Origin of the sequence: Arthrobacter sp. TS-15 (assembly GCF_006964045.1) — a bacterium.
Taxonomy (GTDB): Bacteria; Actinomycetota; Actinomycetes; order Actinomycetales; family Micrococcaceae; genus Arthrobacter.
In genome coordinates, this window is record NZ_SDXQ01000064.1 from 22,498 (window position 1) to 36,906 (window position 14,409).

The window sequence follows — 14,409 nt, forward strand, 5'->3', positions numbered from 1 at the left end:
CATTATGGTTCGGTGTTCCAAAAACTCGCCAGTGAACTGGTCCAAACTGTTTCTTTCAACATGCAGCTCGCGAAACTCCAACTCGACGGTTACGGTCGACGTCGGTTCCGCGCAGGGTTCGACTCCGGGTACAGCATTGGGCGTGATCATGGTTCCCGGGGACTGACGAAATCCTCGAAACCAGGGCTTGCTGGTCATCCGCAGTCGGAGATTGACGGCATTGAGGTCGACCATTTGATGGCACCCTTACTTCGAGCACTTTGGGATTTGGGGCTGGAGACGCAGTTTTCGTGCCAGGGAGACGCTGACCACTACACCGCCCACGAGCCCTTACTGAACTTCAACCGTTCCCAAATCGTATTTGCCGACTACGACCAGGCGTGCAAGTTCGTGCGGAAAACGATGGAACTGATGGACAGTGCCGCCTACAGTGAGGGAGGAATTGACATCACAACGATGGACCCGATGGATGGCGCCGCTTTTCGCGCGGCAGTATGGTTCCCTCCGCAGCTTCTCGAGCCCATCACAAGGCAGTGGGTGGAGTTCGAAAGAACCGTACCTTTGGCTGATGGGCAGCTTCCCCGGGGCTGAGCTGGCGCAAGAAGGCTAGATCTCATCTCACCTGAAGGATCTGACTATTGGGATTGTTCCGGTTTGCGGCGTAGCTTTCCTGTCTTGATTGCCCTTTGGATTTGATCGTATGTCCGGTGCTTCTTGGGATTGAAGTCGCCGTCCACGAGATCCCGCATGAACTGAAACTTCATCCGGGTCCACAGCGTGAGGATCTGCTCTCGGCCGAAGGAGGGAAACGAGTGCTCGTCATCTGTCTTTAGAGGGGACTCGCCCGCGTCTCCGCCCAGGGATTTCAGTAGACCCTTGAAGCGGCGAAGGTCTTGGGCGGAGGAGCGCAGACGTCGCACCGCTGTCTCAGCATCAGAGGCCTTGCCGGGAGCAATCTCTTTAACTTTGTTCACGAATTCTTCCAGCGGGATGGCCACTTCGATATCAACCAGATCACTCACGGCGTCCATTAGATGCCGATGCTCGTCCGGGTCGGGTTCCCAACCGAAACTCCCCGTCTTTACGTCAAATGCGAAGTCCCGGATCAGCTCGGCATGGGTCTCTCTGGCGGTTCGAAGCTGCCGCCCGACCGTTAAGAGCCGGATTGCGTCCCACCCGCTGTCGCTATAGGTGGCTTCCAAGACCAGACCGGTCACCGGCATCACCGCCGGTCCATTAACTGCGAGTTCTTCCTCCATGGCCGCACGATCGTAGCTCCACTCCGCCGGACCGTCTATGCCTGCAAACCAGTCCACGAGATCGATAGTTCTCATAGGCATAATCTCAGGCTCACCATCGCTCGAAGCTGGTACTGGTGCGAGCGGCCGCGTTACGTCAAAGAGAATAGCGACGGGGGGTACCCGCAAGGCCTTGGATAGGGCCATCAGCTCGCTAACCGTGATGTCTTCGCGCCGCCCTGTCTCGATATTGGCTATGACCGACCGGGACATTCCTGAGTCTTCTGCCAGATCTTGGGCTGATAGACCCTCTCGCCTACGGAAAGTACCGATACGCCGACCGATCCCCATCGAAATTTGTGTCATGAAAACACAATATACGGCAATATGTTTCACTGGTACACATCATGCTATTCTCGGTGGTGATTAGAAGCCTGCTGTGAGGCGGGGTGGCTGCAGCAGGGAGGGTATAAAGCGCGTGGGTGGGGTGACGGGAGGCGAATCGAAAAACATTGGGGCATGGGGAGATGAAAGTATGCGCCTTACAAAGGTGCATTCACCCATGTACTTGCTTGGTGCCGCCCTTGCGGACGAGGTGACGGCAGTTCAAGCTCGCGAGGCCATGCTAGGGATTCACAAGAAGGGTCCGAAACTCCATTGGAGAGATCTGGACCCACGAGCCAAGACGCTGTCTGTCGAAGCTGTCGCATCGCTGAGCCTGGACCATATTGTTGTTATCGCCAGCCCTCTGGATCCTCGCCGGCAGGAGCGCGCACGTGCCAAGTGCATTGAAAGGCTCTGCTGGGAGGTGGAGGACCTGGGCGGTACGAGCGTGACGTTCGAAGCGCGGACCCAATCGCTGAACCAACGCGATCGGCAACTGATCCCCAAATTGAGGGGAAAAGGCGCCCTGCCCGTCGGCTTGCGAGTCGATTGGCTTAGGGGCTCCGAGGACCCAATGCTTTGGATCGCCGATCAAGTCCTAGGTGCCATAGGGGACGCTGAAGCTGGAGAGCCCAGATACTTCAAAACCATTCTTGATGACGTCAAAATCTCGCGGATAAATCTCTAGAGAACGCGAAAGCCAGGTCCCGTTATGAACAGCGGGGGTCCTGGCTTCACTTCTTCCACCCCTCGGGATGGAAGCTCACGTTCAGTGTACAACAAACATTCCCTAACTTTCCCGTGGTCGTTGCGTGTGCGAGTTCCCTAACTTTCCTGTAGTCGTGGGGCGTATATGGAGGTGCGGCACAGCCCAGCATGCCGGCACCCCCAAGCAGGTCAAGAGCTCGACCTCATAGCCCTGGAAAGTACCCGGTCTAACATACTGAGTGGACCAGCCGCCGTCGGATATGAAGCTCGAGATCGCCGGCTGCTGTTGTGTGGCCGTTCGCATCGTAGATGGAGGTGGTGGCGCCCGCCGGTGTGGCGCCGCAGGCTCTGTTCGACATGTCCGGACGACTGTGTACCGCGAGCTCCAAAGGCGCATCATCTAGCTCTGTGAAAAGACCGCTATCTGACGGGGTATTTGGTGCAGCGGACTCCTGAAAATGACAATTCGGATGTGTGGGGGAGCGTGCCGCTGGGGGGTGTCCCACTTCTAAGGAAGTGGGACACCCGGCCGTACCAGAACTGTGGGCACGTCGCAGTGGTCATCCGTTGTGGATGTTGGTGGCGTTTTGCGGTTGCAGTATGTGTCGTGAGCGACATGCGCACCCGAGGTCAGGCCTTACGCGGGTTCGGTATTTAGCCCATGCGGCGCTCAGTTTTATCTCCGCTCTAGTGTGATCCCTTCAATTCCGGCCAGGGCACTGTCATACGGCTCTGAGGTCTGTGTGACCAGGGGAACCGCGGCGCTACGGGAGGGTAGGGTATGCAAACCTGCGTAGCGGGGTTGGTGGTCCGGTGTTTTACTTCCTATATGTCTGAATTGCTGAAGCAGCACCCGAACGAGCCCCATGACGAGAGCATTGCAGCCCGGCTGAATTGGTTGCGGGCCGGGGTTCTTGGGGCCAACGACGGAATTGTTTCAGTGGCCGCAACCGTCGTAGGCGTAGCCGGCGTGACCAATGATGTCGCGCCCATCTTGGTGGCGGGTGCCGCGGCGGTGGTGGGCGGCGCAGTTTCCATGGCTTTGGGCGAGTATGTTTCGGTCAGCAGCCAGAGTGATAGCCAACGCGCCTTGATCGAGAAGGAACGCCAAGAACTCCGGGAAGATCCCGAAGGCGAGTTGGAAGAACTGGCGGCGATTTACCGGGCAAAAGGGCTGACCGAGGGGACCGCCCGCACAGTCGCCCGGGAACTGACGGACCACGATGCTCTAAAGGCGCATTTGGACGCCGAACTCAGGATGGACGAGGAGGCAGTTGCCAGCGCCTGGCACGCAGCGTTTGCCTCCGCTACCGCTTTCACCGTAGGCGCCATTCTTCCGTTGCTGGCAATCCTTCTACTCCCTTCGGAGGTGCGTATTCCGCTGACGTTTGTGGCCGTGGTCATTGCCCTCGCGATCACCGGCTCGGTCAGCGCGAACATTGGTGGTAGTTCCAAGAGAAGAGCAACCCTACGGCTGGTTATCGGGGGTGTCCTTGCCATGACCTTCACCTATGGTGTTGGCCTGCTGCTAGGCACCACCGGGATCGTTTAACTAGGGACCAGCGAAGCTCGAACTCCACTGTTCAGGAGTGTCTCCATGATGAGATCTGCGGCCTTCCAGCCCACATCCTCCCGATCCATGGCTTTGTTGTCCTTGCGCCCCTGTCGGGGCTGATGGCAGTCGCCCTCGTGCCCTGTCGGACTAGTCGGAATTGCCTTGCGGGGCCGTTGGTGGTGCTGGCTCTGTATGGTCCTGCTGGCCGTTCTGACCGCAGAGGCAGGGAACAGTTGGAAAATGTTCGGCCAGCCTTGGAATTCAACAAAGACCATGCCAAGCAGGGCAGCTTCTTTCGGATGGTGATGCTTGTCCTCCTGTTTGTCGTGGCCGCGCAAGTCCTCGGTGCATCCTGGCCCATGCTAAGCCGGTGGTCGGCCCTTCGTGGCGTCGGACAAGCATTGCGCGCCCGTTGGCTAGTTCCTGCCACGTCCGTACTCGGAGTCCTGGCTGGGCTGTTCCTGATTTATGAATCCGTGCACAGGACACTCCGGCCCGGCGTCGGTTTGGAGCGTAACCTAACGCATCCGCCCGAGGAGGCGGTGGCCTTCGCCATTTATTCTCACCGCGAGATACGGTTCCAGCCTTTGTGCGGAGCGGAGGAAATCAAAGGGCGTCTGCGGGGCGGTAGCTCGTGCCGCCGTCGGTGGAGACGACGATCCCTTCGGGTGTGGCAGCCCAGATCCAGGGGTTCCCGTCGGCGCTCTTGAGGGCGGCTATGGCCAGTACTTCACTGTCGATTCGTCCTTTCTGTGTCCATGACTTGCCCGCGTCGGCCGAGTAGTAGGTGGTCCCGTCAGGGGCCACGCCTGCCGCCTCGTCCGGAGTGGCGAAGGCGGCGTACTGAACCACCGGGGCGGTCTTGTCCAGTGCCCACGTTGCCCCGCTGTCGGTGGAGCGCTGGATTCCCTCGGTGGTGGTGGCCAGCACGGTGTCGCCGTCGGGGTGCCCGGCCAGGACCGCCGGGGCGAACATGGCCGCCACGGTGTCCCAGGTTTTCCCGTCGGGGCTGCTGCGCAGTTGCCCGTCGAACGCGATGATCCCGGATTTTGTGGTTGTCAGGGCGTGGAAGTCGGATTCGCCTTGTCGTGAGAGTTTCTCCCAGGTTTGTCCTCCGTCGGTGGACTTGATCAGTCCGAGGGGGTTGGGCATATCGGAGCCAGGGCCAGGGTGCCCGGAGGCGTAGAAGACGCCGTCTTTGCCGGCGGTGAAACCCATCAGGTCGTTCGTGCCGCCGATCTTGCTGGCTGGTTGTTTGGTGACGTCGAACAGGCCCTCGTGGGTGGCCAACAGCACCTGGCTGGTGTCACTGTTGACATTCAACCCGTGGACGTGGCTGCCGGGCAGGGGCTTGTCCGTCTGTTCGATGGAGGGTGTTGCAGAGGTCTCCGGACTGGCCGGGGCGCAGGCAGCCAGCGTGAGGAGTATCGCGGCGCTGGCCATAACGGCTCCGGTCCGCTTTGCCGCGGTGGTGAAGAATTGCATGGGAAGCTCCAGGTTGGGGTGGAAACGGGTACGCGAAAGGCGCGCCGGCCCCCTATTCGGTTGGAGGACCGGCGCCACGGTGGGGCTGGTTAGAGAGCGGCCAGCAGCGTCTGCATTTCCTTGATCTCGGTTTCCTGGGCGCTCACGATGTCCTTGCTGAGCTGGACAGCTGCAGTGTCCTTGCCGTCCGTGGTTTCTGTCTTGGCCATGGCCACTGCACCTTGGTGGTGGACGATCATTTGGGTCAGGAACAACTTCGCGGCCTCAACACCCTGGGCGGCCTCCAGTTTGGTCATGTCGTCGGCGCCCATCATGCCGTCCATGCTGTGCCCGGTAGACATCTGGGTGGGTTCGCCCCAGCCTTTCAACCAGCCGGTCATCTTTTCGATCTCCGGTCCCTGCGCGGCCTTGATCCGGGTGGCCAGGGCTGTGACATCGGCGGGAATGTCCTGCTTCTTGAGGATCATGTCACTCATCTCGACCGCTTGGGCGTGGTGCGGGATCATCATCTGGGCGAACATCACGTCAGCGGCGTTATGGTCCGCTGCCGCGGCTGGGTTTGAAGCGCTGGAGGAGTTGCTGCCGTGGTCCATGCCCGGCATTGGCGTCCCGGAGGAACCGGAACCACCGGAGGAACCGCAGCCGGCCAGTGCGATGGCGGCGGCGATCGCTGTTGCGGCGACAGGCAAGAATTTTTTTGTATTCATCTTCATCAGGTCCTTCTAAGGATTTGGGGGCGCTAAGGCGCCCTCAGAACGGGGTGAGGTTTGTCAGGAGGGCGCTGATCAGCCGCGGCGGGGCTGGGGCGCAAAGGAAGGAATGCCCTGGGCTGGGCCCGGGCAAGCGGAACGATTACGTTCTGCTGATGGACAACTCACCCGGTGACGGACTGCCGGGGCGGTAGGACCAGGGAATGGGAGCTGCGATTGTCGAGGCTGCGGACTGGGCCGTGATGGAGACCGTGTCGTCCGGTACGGGCGCCGCCAGGGCGCCGGTCGCGACCGTGGGGATGCACGAGGCGCTCATGGAGTGCTGGCTTGAGCAATTCCCGGAGCAGGAGCACTGCGCAGGGGAGGGCGCAGCATTCACCGCGGACAGCTTTTGCAGCGCGGCAGGTCCCGATGATGGTGAGACCGAATGGCTGGCGTGCCCGGACACGGGGAGTCCGGGTGTTGGGTGTTCGGACATTGCCGGGTAGGACCCGGTCGTATCCGTCATGCCGACGGAAACCATGGCGGCCGTGTGTGCAGAGTGGGTCCCTGTCATGACGTGCATGCCAAGGATTCCCGTGATGAGGGCCAAGACCGCTGTCAGCAAAGAGGCCGTGAGCAGGGCGGAGCTCATCATGGTGCGTTGTGCGGCCATGCGGGTCTTCCTCCCTGTGGGTCTGCTGTCTTTAGGCTACCGGCACCCGGCGCCATACCTTTCCGGGGGCAGCGGTGCCGGTTCACTGTTGGGTCAACGAACTTGGCTGGGGTTCAGTTTCACCCGGCGGAGCAGCTGGGCGTTGAGGGCGACCACGATGGTGGAGATGGACATCAGGACCGCCCCGGCGGCGGGGGACAGGACGATCCCGGCGAAGGCCAGCACACCGGCGGCCAAGGGTACGGCGATGACGTTGTATCCGGTGGCCCAGACGAGGTTCTGCCACATCTTGGTGTAGCTTGCCCTGGACAGGTCCACCATGGACAGCACGGCCCTGGGGTCGTTGCCTGCAAGGATGACCCCGGCTGATTCCATGGCCACGTCGGTGCCGGCGCCGATGGCAATGCCAACCTCTGCCCGGGCCAGCGCCGGGGAGTCGTTGACGCCGTCCCCGACCATCGCCACCTTCAGGCCGCGGGCCTGCAGTTCGGCGACTTTCTTGTCCTTGTCCGCAGGCAACACTTCGGCGAAAACCTCGTCGATGTTCAGTTCCGCACCGACCGCCGTGGCTACCTGGGTGGCGTCCCCGGTGATCATCGCGACTTTCACGCCTCTGTTCTGCAAGGCTGCTACGGCTTGCCGGGACTCGGGCCGGATGGCATCCTCGAGACTGACTGCCCCCAGGATCCGGTCGCCGTCGATGACGTGCAGCACAGCTGCGCCACGGCCCATCCACTCACGGGTCGAGGCCGCCAGCGTCTCATGCTCGGTGATTCCGAGTTCGCGCAGCAGTGCAGGGCCGCCGACTTGGACGGTGCGGCCATTGATCGTGGCCCGCACGCCACGGCCCGTCATGGACGTGAAACCCGTCGCTTGCGGCAGCGTGAGGCTTTTCTCCTTCGCTGCCCGGACGATGGCCCGGGCGACAGGGTGTTCACTGTCGGATTCAACGGCTGCTGCCAGAGCCAGCAGCTCATCGGTTGTCCTGCCATCGGTGGTGGCGGTGTTCCGGAGCTCGGGTTCGCCCTTGGTCAGGGTGCCTGTCTTGTCGAACAGGACGACGTCGATGGTGCGCATCCGCTCGAGCGCGATCCTGTTCTTGATCAACACCCCGGCTTTGGCGGCCTGTTCGGTGGAGATCGCGATCACCAGCGGGATGGCCAGGCCCAGGGCGTGCGGGCAGGCAATCACGAGCACTGTAACGGTGCGGGTGACGGCTTCGGGCAGGCTACCCAAGAGAATCCATGCGATGAAGGTGATGACACCGGCGATGGTGGCGAAGTAGAACAAGAACGCCGCCGCCCGGTCCGCGAGGGCCTGGGCCTTCGAGGACGAGGCCTGCGCTTCAGCAACCAACCGCTGGATGCCGGCCAAGGCCGTGTCGTCACCGACTGCCGTGACGGCGACCCGGACGGTGTTGTCGGTGGCCACGGTCCCGGCCACGACCGGATCACCCACTGCGCGGAGCACCGTTTTGGACTCCCCGGTGATCATGGACTCATCGAACTCGGCTTGCCCGTCCGCGATGGTGCCGTCGGCGGGCATCCGCGCCCCGGACCGGACGAGAACAATATCCCCGGGGTTTAGCTCAGAGACCGGGATGGTTTCGACGCCGGCATCAGTGACGCGTTCGGCCTCGTCCGGCAGCAGAGCCGCCAGGGCGTCGAGGGCGCCCTGCGCGGAGCCGAGCGCCCGCATTTCGATCCAGTGTCCGAGCAGCATGATGGCCACCAGGAGCGCCAGCTCCCACCAGAAGTCCAGATCGAAGTTCCCGATCTTCAGGGTTGTGGCCCAGGACGCGGCGAACGCGACGGTGATGGCCATGCTGATCAGCAGCATCATGCCCGGCTGCCGGGATCTTAGTTCATTGATGCCGCCCTTGAGGAAGGGCATGCCCCCGTGGAAGAAGATCACCGTTCCCAGAACGGGCGGGATCCAGGCGGACCCCGGGAACTCCAACGGCATGTACCCCAGGAGGTGCCCGAACATCGGACTGAAATACACCACCGGGACCGAGAGAGCCAGGGTCAGCCAGAACCTGTCCTTGAACATGGCCGTGCTGTGACCGGCGTGCTGACCGTGGTTGTGCACGGCATGATCGTCCGAGGCGTTGTGTCCCTGAGCATGCGCCTGGTGCTGATGCGGTGATTCAGGCGTCCCGGGAGTCTGGTGTGGTGCTGCTTGGCCGGGGTCTGCTTCGGTGACCGGCGAAAGGTGGTGATCGTGGTGATGGGTGTGCTCTGTCATGGTGTGCTCCTCCAGGTGCGGCCCGCGGCATCGCTTGAGGCGGTGCGGACGCACGTGTTTGGGCTAGCTGTTGGTCAAGCTGTAGCCGGCTGATGTGATGGCGTCCCGGATGGCGGAAGGTCCAGCGGAGCCGGTAATGACCAGGCGGGAAACACCGCCTGGGACGAGTTCAACAGCCGCGCCGTCTACGCCATCCACGGCCTTGACGGCCTTTTCGACGCTGGCCACGCAGCTGCCGCAGGTCAGTCCTTCCACGTCGTATTCGACACCCATTTTGGCGGGCGGAGTGGCGCTGGCCTCGGTGGAGCAGCAGCTGCAGCCCGGGGAGGACGCAGAAGTAAGGGGCAGTTCGGTGCGTGAAGGTGTTTTCATGTCAGTTCCCTTATGTGCAGAAATGCGACGGGTGCTGTGGTTGAACGGTTGTAAAGAGGCCAACAATCATTTGGTCCTCCGCGACATACCACTCACTGACAACAATGAAAAGATACCCCTGGGGGGTATGCAAGTCAAGTAGTGAACCATCATCAGTTGGTCCGGATGGGGTGCGCAAAGGGTCGGTATTCGGCAGGCGGGGGAGGGGCAGTCTGCAGTTTTGGGCGTGACTGTCCGGCGTCGCGCCGGGCTACGCGTGAACCACGCCGGCAGCGACATTTCCACCACGTGGCCCATTGTCTTTCTTCCGTCAGGAGTCGATGCGATAGGGTCCAGGGCGGAGTCCGCGGGTTCAGGGCAACTGCTCCCGGTCAGAGGTCCGTAATGCCCATGCCGGCGTCGTCCAGGCAGGGCGAGCGTTTGCCAGCGGGTTTTCCCATGGACCGCAGGCAGGTGCATTGGGGTCCCTTGACCGCCGGAAGGCCGGTCCAGACGAAACGTTGCATGCGGTTGTAGTTTCCGAAGTCCAGGACTGCGCCATTGATCCGGTCAGCTAGTTCGTAGCTGACGGAGATGGTCGCCGGCCCGTGCGCCTCGGCAAGGGTTTCGAGCGTGCATCCGATGAACTTTTTTGGTCGTGTTCTGGAGAAGTAGAGTCCCTGGGTGCGGCAGCCGCCGGAACCCAGGTAGCAATGGAGGGAGCCGCCAAACACAGCAATCATTTCAAGGGCTTCGGCGGTGGCGTGGAAGCGGCCGTGTCCTGGCACCGTCACAGTTGCGAGTGCCTTCGTGGGGAAGGTGTTCATGGAGTCCTTGGGGTTTGCTCCCCGGGCAGCAGGAGCAGTGGGGCGGCCGGCGTGTGGCGGCCGGTCAGTTTTTCCATGCCTGGGAGCGTAGAAGCCGCAGGCCGTTAAGGGCGACGATGACGGTGGAGCCTTCGTGTCCGGCGACGGCCAGCGGCAGTGGCAGCCTGGAAACCAGGTCCCACGTGACGAGAACGGTGATGAAGGTGGCCGCGATGGCGAGATTCGCGATGACGAACCGGTGGGCCCGTTTTGAGATCGCGATCAGTGACGGCAGGGCCTCGAGCTCGTCGCGGACGATGATGGCGTCGGCCGTTTCCAGGGCGAGGTCGGAGCCGTGCCGTCCCATCGCGATTCCGGTGCTCGCAGCCGCAATGGCGGGGGCGTCGTTGACGCCGTCGCCGATCAGCAGAACCCGGTGGCCGACCTGTTCCAGTTTGTGCACCGCTGTCGCTTTGTCGGCGGGCAGCAGGCGTGAGCGGACGTTGTCTATGCCGGTTTCGGCGGCGATCTGGGCTGCCGCCCGGTGGTTGTCTCCGGTGAGCAGGTGAACCGGGTTGCCCGTGATCTGCCGGAGCCGTGTGACGGTTGCGGCCGCGGTCGGGCGGAGCCGGTCAGCAAGGGTGATCCGCCCTGCCGTGGCCCCGTCGATGATGACGTAAACGACGGTTCCGGCCACGGTGGCATCGGCCTCCACGGCGGGCCGTTCCACCCGGACCTGCCGTCCGTCGACGATGCCGGATACTCCTTGGCCGGGGACGGCCTTGAATTCTGCTGCTGGCTCCACGGTGAGGCCCTTTCCCGTGCGTCACGGAGGATGGCCCGTCCGAGCGGGTGCTCGCTGTACTGCTCGACGGCGGCTGCCATCCCCAGGATCTGTGCGGGGTTGGGGTCGGCGTCCAGGGATTCGGCGGACGTGACCTTCGGGGTTCCCTCGGTGAGGGTACCGGTCTTGTCGAAGGCGACGACGGTGGTGCGGCCGACCTGTTCCATCACGGTGGCGGATTTGACCAGGACGCCGTGTCGTCCGGCGTTGGCGATGGCAGCCAGAAGAGGCGGCATGGTCGACAGGACAACGGCGCACGGAGAGGCCACGATCATGAACGTGATGGCCCGCAGCAGGGCAGCCTCCAGGCTCTCGCCGAAGGACACGGGCAGGAAAAACACCAGCAGGGTAGCCACAATGACACCGACGGAGTAGCGCTGTTCGACTTTTTCAATGAACAGCTGGGTCTTGGCCTTGGTGGCGGAGGCTTCCTCCACGAGGGTCACGATGCGGCTGACCACCGAGTCCTTGGCGGCCTTGGCTACCCTGACAGACAGAGCGCCGCTACCGTTGACAGTTCCGGAGAGAACCTCGTCGCCTTCGCGCCGGATGATCGGAGTCGATTCCCCGCTCATCGCCGCCTGGTCGACCTCACTGACTCCCCGGATGACGGTGCCGTCAGCGCCGATCCGTTCACCCGGGCGCACCAGAATCATATCGCCGACCTGCAGTTCCGCGGTGTCAACCTCCTCTTCGAGGCCGGTCCCGTCCAAAATCCGGGTCGCCCGCTCGGGGGCCAGACCCAGCAGGGAGCTGACGGAGTCAGCGGTTCGTTGAGTGACCAGGGCTTCCAGGGCGCCCGAGGTTGCGAAAATGACGATCAGCAAGGACCCATCAAAAATCTGGCCGATGGCCGCGGCAGCGATTGCTGCGACGATCATCAGCAAATCCACATCCAAAGTCTTCTCCCGCAGCGCCCGCAAACCTGACAAAGCCGGTTCCCAGCCGCCGGCCACGTAGCAGGCCAAATAGAAGCACCACCACAGAAGCTCCGGCGCCCCAGCCAGCTGCGCAACCCCACCCGCCAGGAAAAGCACTAAAGCAAGCGCGGCCCACCGGACTTCAGGCAGCCGCGCGCCGGTTCGGAAGATCGACGGCGGCTTGGGCAGAAGCCTGCCCGGAGCAGCCTTGCCAGGAGAGGCAAGCACCTGGCTCACGAGCGCACCGTCGCTTCCGCGGCCGGTGTCTCCACCGTCATATCGATACGGTGATGGGCCGGCTCGCCTCCCAGAGAATGCTCGGCCTGGAACACGGCATCGGCCACCAGTTTGCGCGCGTGCTCGTTGGCCAGTCGGTAAAAGACCCTGGTGCCGTCCTGCCGTGCGCTCACCAACCTGCCCAGACGAAGCTTTGCCAGATGCTGTGAGACGGCCGTCGGGGACTTGTCGATGATGTCCGCGAGATGGTTTACGGACATTTCGCCCTCCCTGAGCGCCAGGATGATCCGCACCCGCGTAGCATCCGCGAGCATGGCAAATACCTCGACCGCAAGCTCTACATACTGGCTGTCCACACTAAGCCTGCAAGTGTTCTTATCTTCGCTCATATGAAGATTATAGCCATAGAAGCCCTTTGCCCGGATTCCCTCCGTTGAGGCGGAGGACTGAGGCGGAGCCGACCGCCGGTACTGCCGGAGGCGGGAGCTTGAAGATGACGGAAAGAGCCGCCTATTATGAGTGCATATAAGTGCACGTATGTACCTAAAGGGTGTGGTGGGATGTTATCTGTTTTGCGGGATGTTACTTATCGACGGCTGTTCGCCGCCCAGGTCGTGGCTCTCATCGGTACCGGCCTGCTCACCGTGGCTCTCGGACTGCTGGCCTACGATCTGGCCGGCCGGAACGCCGGGGCTGTGCTGGGCACCGCCCTGACGATTAAAATGCTGGCCTACGTCGGTCTGGCCCCGGTGATCAATGCCTTGGTGGCCCGACTGCCGAAAAAGCCTGTTCTGATCGGGGCTGACCTGATCCGGGCCGCGATGGCATTGTGTCTGCCGTTCATCACAGAAACCTGGCAGATCTACGTGGTGATCTTCCTGCTGCAGTCCGCTTCCGCTACTTTCACCCCGGCCTTCCAATCGCTGATTCCCACCATTTTGAAAAGTGAACGCGACTATACCCGGGCATTGTCCCTTTCAAGACTGGCCTATGACATGGAGGCCTTGATCAGTCCGGCCGCTGCGGCGCTGTTACTGACGCTGATCAGTTACAACAACCTGTTCCTCGGCACGGTTGCCGGGTTCGTGTTCTCCGCTTTCATGGTCACGATCACGGCCCTGCCCCGCCTTGCCGCCCCCGCCGGTCCAGTGAGCTCCCTGTGGCACCGGACCACCTTGGGTACACGGATCTTCTGGCGGAACCGGCGCCTGCGTTCACTGCTGGCACTGAATCTGGTTGTCGCAGCCCCCACGGCCCTGGTGCTCGTCAACACTGTGGTCTACGTCCGTGAGGTCCTGCACCGGCCCGACACCGATCTAGCCCTTGCGTTGGCCTGTTTCGGCGTCGGGTCGATGATTGTCGCGTTATCCGCGCCCGTGGTCCTGGACCGGTTCGGGGACCGGGCCGTGATGCTCACAGGTGCCGCCGTGATCCCAGCTGTGCTGGCCGGCGCGGTGTTTCTGCCTTTACTGGGGGTCGGTGGGGTGGGATGGTGGCTGCTGTTGGCGCTCTGGTTCCTGCTCGGTGCCGCGAATTCGACGATCCTCACACCCTCATCCCGGCTGCTGCGCGATGCCTCCACCGAGGAGACCAGGCCCTACGTTTTCACTGCGCAGTTTTCCCTGTCTCATGCCTGCTACATCCTCACCTACCCGCTGGCAGGGTGGATCGGTGCAGCCGCGGGACTGGGCTGGGCTGCGCTTGCTCTGACATTTATTGCGATGATAGGTAGTGCAGGTGCATTTCTGTCCTGGTCGCCGCGCACCGCCGCGGCGTTCCGACACCCAGCCACTGAGGAGCAGACCCTTGAGCAGCAGGACCGGCAGCGCGTTGAGCCCTAGCAGCATACAGGGCGCAGGTTCTGGGGAACCGTCCCTGGTCCACCCGATCACCCCGGATCCGGAGCTGCTCGAAACGGCTGCCGGTACGCTGCGGATGCTGGCCGAACCCACCCGGCTGCAGTTGCTCTGGCACCTTTCCAACGGCCCTAAGACCGTCACTGAACTGACCGGCCTCTCCGGGGCTCCACGGACCGTGGTCAGTCAGCACTTGGCCAAACTCCGGCTCAGCAAACTGGTGGACACCCGCAAGGACGGCCGCCATATCATCTATTCCCTCCATGACGGGCACCTGATCCGGCTTATCCGCGAAACCATGAACCACGCCGACCACCTGATGACCGGAGAACCGGCCCACGGTTAAGGCACCCTTCTGCCGATGACCGTTAGCGTCGCGGGCGCTGTCCACACGGCGCCTTCACAGCACGTCG

13 protein-coding genes and 2 pseudogenes are annotated in these 14,409 nt (G+C 62.4%); 5 read left to right on the forward strand and 10 right to left on the reverse strand.

Annotated features, from left to right (window positions below):
* Nucleotides 1–12 precede the first annotated feature (12 nt).
* A complete protein-coding gene (locus tag EU811_RS21795; protein WP_142940363.1) occupies nucleotides 13–591 on the forward strand; it encodes a hypothetical protein in 579 nt (192 codons plus the stop codon).
* 44 nt (nucleotides 592–635) lie between these two features.
* Here the strand turns inward: EU811_RS21795 and EU811_RS21800 are convergent, their stop codons facing one another.
* Entirely contained in the window at nucleotides 636–1,604 is a 969-nt protein-coding gene (locus EU811_RS21800) for a helix-turn-helix domain-containing protein (RefSeq protein ID WP_142940364.1), read from the reverse strand.
* A 169-nt stretch (nucleotides 1,605–1,773) separates the two neighbouring features.
* Between EU811_RS21800 and EU811_RS21805 the strand changes: the two genes are divergently transcribed.
* The gene (locus EU811_RS21805) at nucleotides 1,774–2,310 is read left to right on the forward strand and encodes a hypothetical protein (RefSeq protein ID WP_142940365.1); all 537 of its coding nucleotides are present in this window, start codon (nucleotides 1,774–1,776) and stop codon (nucleotides 2,308–2,310) included.
* 849 nt (nucleotides 2,311–3,159) lie between these two features.
* A complete protein-coding gene (locus EU811_RS21810) occupies nucleotides 3,160–3,882 on the forward strand; it encodes a VIT1/CCC1 transporter family protein (protein WP_142940366.1) in 723 nt (240 codons plus the stop codon).
* Nucleotides 3,883–4,491: 609 nt separating this feature from the next.
* Here EU811_RS21810 and EU811_RS21820 read toward each other — a convergent pair.
* The 9 genes and pseudogenes from EU811_RS21820 to EU811_RS21855 form a co-directional block, all read right to left on the reverse strand.
* Nucleotides 4,492–5,370: a F510_1955 family glycosylhydrolase gene (locus tag EU811_RS21820; protein ID WP_142940367.1), complete on the reverse strand. Its 879-nt coding sequence runs from the start codon at nucleotides 5,368–5,370 to the stop codon at nucleotides 4,492–4,494.
* A gap of 89 nt (nucleotides 5,371–5,459) precedes the next feature.
* Nucleotides 5,460–6,077 (reverse strand): DUF305 domain-containing protein, encoded by a 618-nt coding sequence (locus tag EU811_RS21825; protein WP_142940368.1) that lies wholly within the window; start codon nucleotides 6,075–6,077, stop codon nucleotides 5,460–5,462.
* A 145-nt stretch (nucleotides 6,078–6,222) separates the two neighbouring features.
* On the reverse strand, nucleotides 6,223–6,735 hold the full coding sequence (locus EU811_RS21830; RefSeq protein ID WP_142940369.1) for a hypothetical protein: 513 nt from the start codon (nucleotides 6,733–6,735) through the stop codon (nucleotides 6,223–6,225).
* 93 nt (nucleotides 6,736–6,828) lie between these two features.
* A complete protein-coding gene (locus EU811_RS21835) occupies nucleotides 6,829–8,982 on the reverse strand; it encodes a copper-translocating P-type ATPase (RefSeq protein ID WP_142940370.1) in 2,154 nt (717 codons plus the stop codon).
* A 63-nt stretch (nucleotides 8,983–9,045) separates the two neighbouring features.
* Nucleotides 9,046–9,354 (reverse strand): heavy-metal-associated domain-containing protein, encoded by a 309-nt coding sequence (locus EU811_RS21840; protein WP_142940371.1) that lies wholly within the window; start codon nucleotides 9,352–9,354, stop codon nucleotides 9,046–9,048.
* 371 nt (nucleotides 9,355–9,725) lie between these two features.
* Nucleotides 9,726–10,160 (reverse strand): peptidase, encoded by a 435-nt coding sequence (locus EU811_RS21845; RefSeq protein ID WP_238703516.1) that lies wholly within the window; start codon nucleotides 10,158–10,160, stop codon nucleotides 9,726–9,728.
* Nucleotides 10,161–10,224: 64 nt separating this feature from the next.
* Nucleotides 10,225–11,150: pseudogene (locus tag EU811_RS24625) on the reverse strand (HAD-IC family P-type ATPase).
* A pseudogene (locus EU811_RS24630) lies at nucleotides 11,127–11,864 on the reverse strand (HAD-IC family P-type ATPase); the annotation flags it as partial. The pseudogenes EU811_RS24630 and EU811_RS24625, both read right to left, overlap by 24 nt.
* Before the next feature lie 272 nt (nucleotides 11,865–12,136).
* A complete protein-coding gene (locus EU811_RS21855; RefSeq protein ID WP_142940372.1) occupies nucleotides 12,137–12,529 on the reverse strand; it encodes an ArsR/SmtB family transcription factor in 393 nt (130 codons plus the stop codon).
* Between the two features lie 171 nt (nucleotides 12,530–12,700).
* Here EU811_RS21855 and EU811_RS21860 point away from each other — a divergent pair, with 171 nt between their 5' ends.
* Nucleotides 12,701–13,981 (forward strand): MFS transporter, encoded by a 1,281-nt coding sequence (locus EU811_RS21860; RefSeq protein ID WP_142940373.1) that lies wholly within the window; start codon nucleotides 12,701–12,703, stop codon nucleotides 13,979–13,981.
* Complete coding sequence (locus EU811_RS21865) at nucleotides 13,947–14,342, forward strand: ArsR/SmtB family transcription factor (protein WP_446698077.1); 396 nt, start codon at nucleotides 13,947–13,949, stop codon at nucleotides 14,340–14,342. Before EU811_RS21860 ends, EU811_RS21865 begins: the two co-directional genes overlap by 35 nt.
* Nucleotides 14,343–14,409: the final 67 nt, after the last annotated feature.